Source organism: Faecalibacterium sp., assembly GCF_052358865.1.
GTDB classification, from domain to species: domain Bacteria; phylum Bacillota; class Clostridia; order Oscillospirales; family Ruminococcaceae; genus Faecalibacterium; species Faecalibacterium butyricigenerans.
Map to the genome: position 1 here is coordinate 1 of NZ_DAWCVJ010000088.1, position 9,658 is coordinate 9,658.

12 protein-coding genes and 1 pseudogene are annotated in these 9,658 nt (G+C 52.7%); 2 read left to right on the forward strand and 11 right to left on the reverse strand.

The features are described from left to right. Positions 1-52: 52 nt before the first annotated feature. The 5 genes from ACT8X9_RS11540 to ACT8X9_RS11560 form a co-directional block, all read right to left on the reverse strand. Entirely contained in the window at positions 53-1,255 is a 1,203-nt protein-coding gene (locus tag ACT8X9_RS11540) for an ABC transporter permease (protein ID WP_444269080.1), read from the reverse strand. Further along, the gene (locus tag ACT8X9_RS11545; RefSeq protein ID WP_444269081.1) at positions 1,252-2,010 is read right to left on the reverse strand and encodes an ABC transporter ATP-binding protein; all 759 of its coding nucleotides are present in this window, start codon (positions 2,008-2,010) and stop codon (positions 1,252-1,254) included. Before ACT8X9_RS11545 ends, ACT8X9_RS11540 begins: the two co-directional genes overlap by 4 nt. Continuing rightward, positions 2,007-3,653: an efflux RND transporter periplasmic adaptor subunit gene (locus ACT8X9_RS11550; protein WP_444269082.1), complete on the reverse strand. Its 1,647-nt coding sequence runs from the start codon at positions 3,651-3,653 to the stop codon at positions 2,007-2,009. Before ACT8X9_RS11550 ends, ACT8X9_RS11545 begins: the two co-directional genes overlap by 4 nt. A gap of 410 nt (positions 3,654-4,063) precedes the next feature. Further along, positions 4,064-4,819, reverse strand: coding sequence for a carboxymuconolactone decarboxylase family protein (locus ACT8X9_RS11555; protein ID WP_444269087.1), 756 nt, complete (start codon positions 4,817-4,819; stop codon positions 4,064-4,066). Continuing rightward, positions 4,816-5,085, reverse strand: coding sequence for a hypothetical protein (locus tag ACT8X9_RS11560; protein ID WP_444269083.1), 270 nt, complete (start codon positions 5,083-5,085; stop codon positions 4,816-4,818). The genes ACT8X9_RS11555 and ACT8X9_RS11560 overlap by 4 nt, the downstream gene beginning before the upstream one ends. 208 nt (positions 5,086-5,293) lie before the next feature. Between ACT8X9_RS11560 and ACT8X9_RS11565 the strand changes: the two genes are divergently transcribed. Continuing rightward, positions 5,294-5,761, forward strand: coding sequence for a MerR family transcriptional regulator (locus ACT8X9_RS11565; RefSeq protein ID WP_444269084.1), 468 nt, complete (start codon positions 5,294-5,296; stop codon positions 5,759-5,761). 38 nt (positions 5,762-5,799) lie between these two features. Here the strand turns inward: ACT8X9_RS11565 and ACT8X9_RS11570 are convergent. Continuing rightward, positions 5,800-5,874, reverse strand: a pseudogene (locus ACT8X9_RS11570) (DUF6061 family protein); the annotation flags it as partial. A gap of 432 nt (positions 5,875-6,306) precedes the next feature. Between ACT8X9_RS11570 and ACT8X9_RS11575 the strand changes: the two are divergent. Beyond that, positions 6,307-6,555, forward strand: a complete 249-nt coding sequence (locus ACT8X9_RS11575) for a DUF6061 family protein (RefSeq protein ID WP_444269085.1) — start codon at positions 6,307-6,309, stop codon at positions 6,553-6,555. 354 nt (positions 6,556-6,909) lie between these two features. On the opposite strand, the gene ACT8X9_RS11580 is transcribed toward ACT8X9_RS11575, so the two are convergent. From ACT8X9_RS11580 to ACT8X9_RS11600, 5 genes are all read right to left on the reverse strand, one after another. After that, positions 6,910-7,350 (reverse strand): hypothetical protein, encoded by a 441-nt coding sequence (locus ACT8X9_RS11580; RefSeq protein ID WP_005929376.1) that lies wholly within the window; start codon positions 7,348-7,350, stop codon positions 6,910-6,912. A 439-nt stretch (positions 7,351-7,789) separates the two neighbouring features. Then, entirely contained in the window at positions 7,790-8,200 is a 411-nt protein-coding gene (locus ACT8X9_RS11585; protein WP_015564578.1) for a hypothetical protein, read from the reverse strand. A 93-nt stretch (positions 8,201-8,293) separates the two neighbouring features. Continuing rightward, a complete protein-coding gene (locus tag ACT8X9_RS11590) occupies positions 8,294-8,611 on the reverse strand; it encodes a zinc-ribbon domain-containing protein (protein WP_097791374.1) in 318 nt (105 codons plus the stop codon). Positions 8,612-8,809: 198 nt separating this feature from the next. Further along, entirely contained in the window at positions 8,810-9,274 is a 465-nt protein-coding gene (locus ACT8X9_RS11595) for a DUF3592 domain-containing protein (RefSeq protein ID WP_370819606.1), read from the reverse strand. Positions 9,275-9,453: 179 nt separating this feature from the next. Then, positions 9,454-9,658 (reverse strand): sigma factor-like helix-turn-helix DNA-binding protein (locus tag ACT8X9_RS11600; protein WP_444269086.1); only part of this gene is annotated, 205 nt, incomplete at its 5' end.

Sequence of the window (9,658 nt, forward strand, 5' to 3'; positions counted from 1 at the left end):
AAGGCCTCTCCTCGATAGGAGAGGTGGCAGCGCGTCAGCGCTGACGGAGAGGTTAATCATACCTCAACGCCTCGATGGGGTTCAGGCGGGCGGCACGGCGGGCAGGCAGGAAGCCGAACAGGACGCCGATGCCGCAGGAGATGCCCACGGCGATGGCCGCCGCGTCCGCCGAGGGGGTGACGTTCAGGGTGATGTCCGTCAGGACGAACGGAAGGATCTGGTTGATGATGGCCGAGACGATGTAGCCCAGCACGATGCCGAAGCAGCCGCCCAGCGCCGACGTGACGCCGGCCTCCACGACGAACTGGGTCAGGATGGTGCTCTCCTGTGCGCCCAGCGCCTTCCGGATGCCGATCTCGCGGGTGCGCTCGGTGACAGACACCAGCATGATGTTCATGATGCCGATGCCGCCCACCAGAAGCGAGATGCCTGCGATGGCCGTCAGGACGCCCACCATAATATTGATCATAGAGGACATCTGCGACATTGCCGCACTCAGGCTCATGACGAAGACGTAGTCATCCTTACTGACCAGCTTCTTGAGCCGCGACTGCAAAAACTCCTGTGCCTCGTCCGAGTGGTCTGCATCCTGCAGCACGACGTAATACTGGCTGACGCTGCTTCCGCTGCTGAGGCTCAGCAGGGTGGTATAGGGGATCAGGACGACGTCGTCGTTTCCGCCCTCGTACTGGGCGGCGGGCTTGGAGCGGCCTTCCAGCACGCCCACGATGCGAAACTCGTTTGCACCCACCTTGAGGGTGCTGCCGAGGCCGTTGCCGCCGAAGATCTTACGGTCCACATAGTCGCCGATGACGCAGATGTTCTTGTTGTCCATCAGGTCGGCGTACTGGATGCCCCGGCCCTTGGCCACCTTATAGTTGTTGATGGTCAGATAATCCTCATTGACGCCGCTGATGTTGGTGCGGCGGTACTTCTCCCCTGCCACCCGCAGCGGATCCGTCCCGGCGCTGGCGATGGGCGAAAGGCCCCTGTAATACTCCGGCTTCTGGTTGATGATGTTATACACATCGCTGACCTCCACCGTGCGGGTGCTGGCGGTCATGACGTTGACCGACAGAATATCGCTGCCCATATCGGAGTAGAAGTCCTGCATCATGTGGGTCATGCCGTTGCCGAGGCCGACGATGACGATGACGGCCATAACGCCGATGATGATGCCCAGCATGGTGAGGAAGGTGCGGACTTTATTGCTCCACACGTTCTGGATGGCCTGCTTGAAGGTCTCCTTTATCATGCGTGCGCTCCCTCCTCTCCGGCTTTCGGGGCCGACATCATGAAGTTCGGCTGCACGACCGCCTCGGGGGCGTGGGCGTCGCCGTCGTAGACGACGACCCCGTCCTCCAACCGGATGATGCGCTCTGCCTGCACGGCGATGGAGTTGTCGTGGGTGATGAGGACCACGGTGTGGCCCTGTTTGTGCAGCTCCTGAAGCATCCCCAGCACCTCCCGGCCGGTATGGGAGTCCAGCGCGCCCGTCGGCTCGTCGGCCAGAATGATAGGCGGGTTGCGGACAAGGGCGCGGGCGATGGACACACGCTGCTGCTGGCCGCCGGAGAGCTGGTTGGGCTTGTTCCGGAGCTTGCTGCCCAGACCCACCTGTTCCAGCGCTGCGATGGCGCGGCGGCGGCGCTCGCTGCCGCCCACGCCTGCGTAGATGAGGGGGACTTCCACGTTTTCCAGCAGGGTCAGCTTGGGCAGCAGATTGTACTGCTGGAAGATGAAGCCCAGCTTCTCGTTCCGGATGGCCGCCAGCTCACGGCGGTTCATCTTGCCGACGTCGCTGCCGTCCAGCAGATACCGGCCGTGGGTGGGCACATCCAGACAGCCGATGATGTTCATACAGGTGGATTTGCCGGAGCCGGACTGGCCCACGATGGCCACGAACTCGCCCCGGTCTATCTTCATGGAGATGTGGTCTGCCGCTTTGACGAGGGTGTCACCCATCTGGTAGTATTTGCAGACCTCGTCAAACTCGATCAGGGCGCTCATTCGTCGCCTCCTTCGGCAGACACCATCATGTTGCTGTAGAAGTCGGTCGCGCTGACCGTCGAGGTGTCGTAAGCGATGGTGTCGCCCTCCTGCAGGCCGCTCTTCACCTCGATGTAATCATCGTCGCTGATGCCAGTGGTCACTTTGACGTAAACATAGCCGTCAGGGGCGGTCATGGAGGCCTCGGCGTTGGCAGCACTGGGCGAATCCTTCGTCACCAGCACATAGCTGCCCCGGACGAGGGCGGCGTTGGGCAGGGCCAGAACGTCTTTGACGCTGGCGGTGGTGATCTTGGCCGAGGCATTCATGCCGGGCAGCAGATCGCCCATCTCGTCGATGCGGACGGTGACGGGGTAGCTGGTGGAGCCGTTGGCAGTGGTGCCGGCCACGAGGATGCTGCTGATGGTGCCCTTGTAGGTCTCGCCCGGGACGGCGTCGGCGGTGATCTCCACCTCCTGACCGACCTTGAGCGAGCGGATCTTCAGCTCATCCACGTTGAGCTTCAGCTCCAGATAGCTCATATCGTAGATGGTGCAGAGGTTCTGCATGGCTGCGTCGTTGGCGCTGAGCTTATCGCCGGCTTTGACCTTTTTGTCCACGATGGTGCCGCTGATGGGCGCATCGATGGTGTAGTGGCTGATGTTCCGCTCTGCGGAAGACATCCGCAGCTCGGCGGAGCGAAGATTGTCGGCGGCGTTCTGGGCCTGCTTGTCCAGATCCTTGCCGGTGATGCGGAGGAGCACGTCGTCCTGACGGACGGTGCTGCCCTCCCTGACGCAAAGCTCGGACACGGTGCCGGAGGCAGCGGCCACGACGGTCTCCTCGCGCTGGTAGGCAAAGTGGGCCGAGTTGAGGGAGCTGACGCCGTTCACCTGCGCCACTGCGGCCTGCGCGGTGGTCAGGCTGCCCGTGTTGGGCACCGCGATGGTGACGGTGCAGGTCATGAGGCTGGCGTCACCGGAGGGGTCTGCGCCCGATACCGAGCGGATGGTGCCGTTCAGCACCTCAAAGGTGGTGTCCGGCATGACCTGCGCGGCCTGACCGACGGCGAAGCTCTGGGCCTCGGCGGCGGGGAAATCCACGGCCAGCAGCATCACAGAGGTGTCGCGGACGGTGGCGACGGTCTGACCGGCCTGCACCGCATCGCCAGCGGCCACGGCAAAGGAGCTGACCTCGCCGCTGATCTTCGTGCGGACGTTCCGGGCGTCGGCAGCGTCATCGTAGCTGCGCTGGGCCTGAGACACCGAAAGCTGTGCGCTCTCGAGGTCGCCCTCCACATCCGAGCTGTCGATGACGTAGAGGACATCGCCCTTCTGGATGGTGTCGCCCAGCTCGAAGTCAGCGGTGAGCACCGTGCCGGTAACGAGGGACTTGACGGTGTAGGAATCGGCGGCATTGATGGTGCCGCTGCCGTCGTAGACGTTCACGATGTCGCGGCGTCCCAGCGCCTCCTGCACATACGCCATGTCTGCCGATGCACTGCGGTTCCTGCGGGGGATGACCACCACCGCCAGCACCGCCACGGCCACGACCGCCGCGATGCAGCGCTTTTTGTGGGTCCGGATAAAATGGAGCACCTTATTTTCCCCGCCGGTATTCTCCTGCGGAGAGGCGTCCTGTGTCTTTTTGTTGAAACCTAGCATGAAAAGCCTGACCTCCTGTGATTTTTCCTGTAGACCTGTGTAAAAGAAGAATGCTTTCTTCCTGCGTTCATCGCTCTGCGCCCTTCCCGCCGCACCCGCAAAAATCATCCCACCTGCGAGTTCCTGCTCCGGGTCAGCTGCGCAAATCAATGTCATGATACCATCTTATAAAACGGACTACAAGGAAGATTTCCTGCACGATTTGCAACTTTTTTGAAAATTTTTCCACTGTCCTGAATATCCCGGGAAATAAAGGCTCCCACCCGGGGCAGATCCTCCGGGCGGGAGCCTTGCTGTTTTTTACGTCTGCTTACAGACAGCCGCATGGCAGGCGGAACAGGCTCATCTTGCAGGAAATGAAAAACAGGAAGCTCCCGCCGGGGAACTCCCTGTTGTACATATCGTAGAGGTTACCGCAGTATCCCATAGGTTTTCTCCGCCACCGGTTCGCACCACTCGTTAGAGGTGTCTTCGCCGGGTACTTCCACTGCCAGATGAGAGAACCAGCAATCGGGTGCAGCACCATGCCAGTGCTTGACCTCCGGGGGAATATTCACCACATCGCCCGGATGCAGCTCCTGCAGCGCTTTGCCCCATTCCTGATAGTAGCCCCGGCCTGCCACGCAGACAAGGATCTGTCCGCCGCCCTTTGCAGCATGGTGGATGTGCCAGTTGTTCCGGCAGCCCGGCTCAAAGGTGACATTGTAAATGCCAACCTGTGCGGTGGACAGGGGTGCCAGATAGCTTTTCCCGCTGAAATATTGTGCAAAGCCGTCGTTGGGCGCGCCGATAGGGAACACCATTTCACTCTGGTGCTGTGCTTTGGCATCCGCCGCAGCGTCCTCTGCCCAGACTTCCTTTGCCATGCGGAAAGCCGCCCACGCCTTGGGCCAGCCTGCATAAAATGCCGCATGGGTCAGGATCTCTGCAATCTCAGTCCGGGTAATGCCGTTGTTTTTCGCTGCCGTCAGGTGATACCGAAACGAGGAGTCCGTCAGTCCCTGCGCCATCAGTGCCACCACCGTCACAAGGCTGCGGTCCCGGAGGGAGAGTTTATCCTCTCGGCTCCACACCTGCCCGAATAGTACCTCATCGTTAAGTTCTGCAAATTTTGGTGCAAATCCGCCCAGAGCATCCCGCCCTGCCGTCTGTTTCACTGCCATTATACGTTCCTCCCCATCTCGTAAGCCTGTGCCATTGCAGAGGTGTTTCGCACCGCACCCGGCTCGTAAACGCCACCTGCTACAAGGACTCCCTTTTCCACGGCACCTTCCACACAGTCTGCATAGCCCCGGAAGCAGGTCAGCGTAGTGTCCGCAGAGGCTTTTTCCTCGTCTGCCATGGTGGTGATGTAGTAAAATTCCTTGTCTTTGACCTCAAGCCACCGTGCCACGGTACGGTCGAACACTGCCTTCGACTTTGTGCCCGGCATCCTGCGCTCCACGCAGAAATTCATCGCATAGAATATCAGAGTTGCCGCCCTTCCGAGGACTGCCAGACAAAATCAATACCTTCTTGCTCATAGGAACCTCCTTGACAGCAGAGTGCATCCGCATTATGATGTTGTTGAAGTTTGATTTTATCATACAACTTAAAGCGCACTTTAAGTCAAGGGCTTTTTGAAAAAACGGAGGTTTCAGATGATCTATACCGTAGGTGAAATGGCACAAAAGCTGGGCGTACCTGCCTCCACCCTGCGCTACTACGACAAAGAAGGGTTACTTCCCTTTGTGGAGCGTTCCTCCGGCGGCATTCGGATGTTCCGGGAAAACGACTTCGAGTGGCTGCAGGTCATCCGCTGCATGAAAAAAGCCGGAATGTCCATCAAGGATATCCGGCAGTATATTGAGCTTTCCATGCAGGGAGACGGCACCATTGACACCCGGCTGGAAATGTTCCGGCATCAGCGGGAGGTGCTCACCCAGCAGATCCAGCAGTTACAGCATACGCTGGAGACCGTGGAGTATAAATGCTGGTTCTATGAAGCCGCCAAAGCCGCTGGGACAGTGGATGTCCCCGGTGCGATGACCGATGCGGATGTGCCGGAGCAGTTCCGTGCCATCCGGCAGGAGCTTCGGGGACAGAAGATGCCGAGTGGCGAAAAATAAGAAATGCCGTTCCAGTTGCTTTGGGAACGGCATTTCTCTTAATCTTCTAACCCATGGCTCCCGGTTACGGTTTTCAAGTATTTCTCCGGGTCGCCGTTCAGAATCAAGTCCGCTTTGTTGATAAGGTTTTGAACACACAGCCGTCGGGAACAAGCCGGAATTGTCATTTCCGAAGAAAATAAAAAATCCGAACCCTTCTCCTATCGGAAAAAAGTTCGGATTTTGTTGTTGTGGTGCACCTCCAGAGACTCGAACCCTAGGCCCACTGATTAAGAGAGCAAGCCGCCGGTTCGTCTCAATTTATGGAAGTTTCGAGTCATCGTTATTTTTGAACAAGGCAACGTGATTTTTTGCCCAGCAATTTCTGCACCCTTTGTCGGATTTTGCAGTGAAAAGTACCCTTTGCACGTTTTGAAACCGTGCAAAATCCGTGCAGAAACCGTGCACTTACTCTCCGACAAATAAAAATCACCCTATCCACCACCGACTTGACGGCATTGGTTTGAGTGGCCGCACATCAAAATCAAGTCTAGGAGGATACTACCATGATGAAACTGCTTTCCTGCCGCTTCAATATGGACACCAACCGGGTGGAAGCCCGGTTCGAGGATGGAACCACTCTTTCCATCGACTGCATCGCCATTGAGGACGAATACGGCAACACCCCGGCACAGCGGGCAGAACTGGACTGGCTACTGTACAATAAGCCATTGGAGTATGCACAGCTTGTGCTGGGTGGGGAGATCGAGCATTATCTCTCGCTCGGCTGTGACCACAGCAGGCTGGAAGATTGATATACGCTGACCTTATAAAAAAGCAGCCATTCGATGTATCAAGCGATACGCCGAATGGCTGCTTTTTGTATCAATTCCAAATGAAGAATCTCCGTGTTACGGTCCAGCAGATTTCCGCTGTCAGGATGCCGCCCACTACGTCCACAAGAACATGCTGACGAGTGGTCAAGGTTGAAGCACAGACTGCAACCGCCACTGCAAGGGTGAGCCAGCGATATATCCCCTACCGACTTGACGGCATTGGTTTGAGTGACCGAACATCAAAATCAAGTCATGGAGGCTCGCATATTGAGCAATCCATTTTCTTTCCACTGCATCATAGGGATAACCGGAATTCCCCAGCATCTCTTTTATTCAGGATTTTTCTACTGAAATCCGGATTCCAAATCCTCCCTCTGAGTATGCAATGCTTATCCATGTTTCATCTTTTCTTAGCAAAACGCCTGTCGAAACGCTTTCTGAAGCCGATGCCTCTTCAGCGTATCCTAAGGTTTTTAATTGGTCAATATATTTTTGTATTTCTTCTTCAGAGATGTTATTATAAAAGATTGCATAATACCCAGCATTAGAACCATCCAATATATATTCTATCGTTCCACTTTCCGGCTCACAAATAAGCCTAGTGTATTCATTATCCGGCCAAACTGAAGTATAAATACATTTTACATCAGACGGATTGGTTCCTCCATGTGTAGCAAATTTTCCCTGACCTGAAAAACGAATGCAAAGAAAGACCAATATCAAAACTATAAAGGCAACCGCCATACTGCTAAAAAATTCCAATTTCTTATTCATTTGGCTTGCTCCATAATTCAAACGTACAAAGCCACGATTCTTTTCTTTTGACTCTAAAGAATCGTGGCTTTTATACCCATTATCTAATGCTTTTATTACGGAATCGTGATGTCGTAGGAAATGGAGAACTGGCCACCGTTTGCCAACGCATTCAATTTGTTTTCAAGGAAATTATCTGCATTGGAATCACCTCCATCACGGTTTTCATTTTAGATGTTGATAATAGCAAAGCACAAATAGAAAAAAATCCACAATATTGTAGCAAGACGGAGAAAAAATGTCACCAAAACGGTGTAAGCGCAAAGCAGGGATTGGTTCTTGATCTCTGTTGTGAGAGTTCACAAACGTCCGGGGTGCTGTTGCCGGAAGGATGCTTTCTTCAATTTTCTTCCAGAATTCTCTGCAAATAGCGGGCTGTTTATGCTTCTTGAGAATCCATCTAGTGAATACCGACACCCTCCATGATTTTTTCTATCCAATTTGTGGAAGAATCATTTTTCTCACTAAATGACCCCAAATAATGTGACGAACTCTCAACCTCTATTATTACACCATCCGGCATTCTGTATTTTTCTAAACTGAGATTCAAACCTTTAAGTGGGATTGTTCTAGCCAGTTGAGGGATAGAAACTGTATGGAGAATATCAATTTTTGATAAACCTCTATACGTTTCTGTCTTTTCGGCTTCACTTAGCAACCGTTCTGCATACTGATTTGAAATAACCTGTATGCGAAATTGTTCTTTTTCATCCTCGGTCATCTCAAGTGGAACACCGTGCAATGTGTCCACAATATAGGACGAAATTTTAGCGAAGTGCTCGTCAAAATCAGTGGTATCTTCGTTGGTCATATTTCTGTTCTACCCTCATTATAAGCTTTCCGGTCTGCTTAAAGTTACAGCTTTCAGCGTAAAGCTTCCGTAGTTTTTAATGCTAAACGATAGTTATCGAACTTTTCCACAGTTTTTGCAAAAACGTTCAGAAGAAGCATTTAATGTTCCGCAGTCCGGGCAATACCATCTTCCGTCTGGCATCGGTTCAACAGGCGAGGGCGTTTGGTGTGCTTTTGCTGGAGTTTGAACGGGTGATGCAGTAAACAGCGGCGCAATATTCACATCTCTACGGCCAACACCAGCGAGACTTCTAAAATCCCACGATTTAACTTCTTGTGCCAATGTCCGTTTTGGTTCAATATACTGACCGCACCGCTGGCAATATCGAACACCCAGCTTGTTTTCATAACCGCAATTTTTACAGGTCATCAAAACTCCCTCCTTGCTTTTTGTTTAGATAACGAAATTTAAGCCCAATTTATTTCGTTTGTCCACAAAATTTTTCAAAATCGTATAGATGCACATAAATTTTCTGAAAATTTGTAACACAATTACAATCTTCTTTTAGATAAGCACGCTATACGGCCAAACTTTTTATTTTACCTCTACTTCGACTGAAGGCTATCTTCAGCTTTCTGGTTTGAAAACTGCACTTCTGGCCGGATTCTTTGGGTCTACTAGAATTTTTATCGGTGTCCCTTTCGGAATACATGGATTGAACCAAAACCACTGCGACTTGCCATTATAGGTTTCACCTTTAACTTTATACTGATAATGTACCACATATGGATAGATTACATCTTCATCGGCAAGGTGGTAGGTACTCATATGAAATTTTATATGTACTCGTTTTGTTGCTGTAACCTTTCCGGTGATTCTTGTTCCATTTTTCAAAAGTTCTGCCTTTTTATAGTCAGAAATAATCGCCAATCCGATAATTATACCTGCTACAATCCATGCTAATATCGCAGCCACCCAAATACCAGACTTACACGCTCCAAGCGATATAATTGCCGCCACGAACATTCCGACATACGCCAGTGTATGAATAAGATCTTTTGAAAAAAACATTTTATCTCGTGCAATTTTCATAAAACGGCATCCTCCTCAAATCCTAAAGTCGGTAATCAGCGGCTCCGTGAAATCAACGTTCCTTGGATACTTAAATTTAATCCTATTTTGTTTCATCCGTCTACAAAATTTCTCAAAATCGTATAGCTGCACATAAATTCCCAGAAAACTTGTAGCACAATCACGATTTTTCTTTTCATTCAAACAAACCACCACGGCAGTTCCAGCCACAGATTATCCATAGCCTGTTCCTCCGTCTTTTTTGCGCGGCCTTTTGTCAGGTGAAAGTATATCGCCGTTCCGATCAGTGGATGTTCCTCGCCATCAGTAAAGCCATAGCGGTACAGCAGATAGGTCTGCTCCCGTTGGGTCAGCCGTTTCAGGCCATCGTACAGTTCCCGGCGC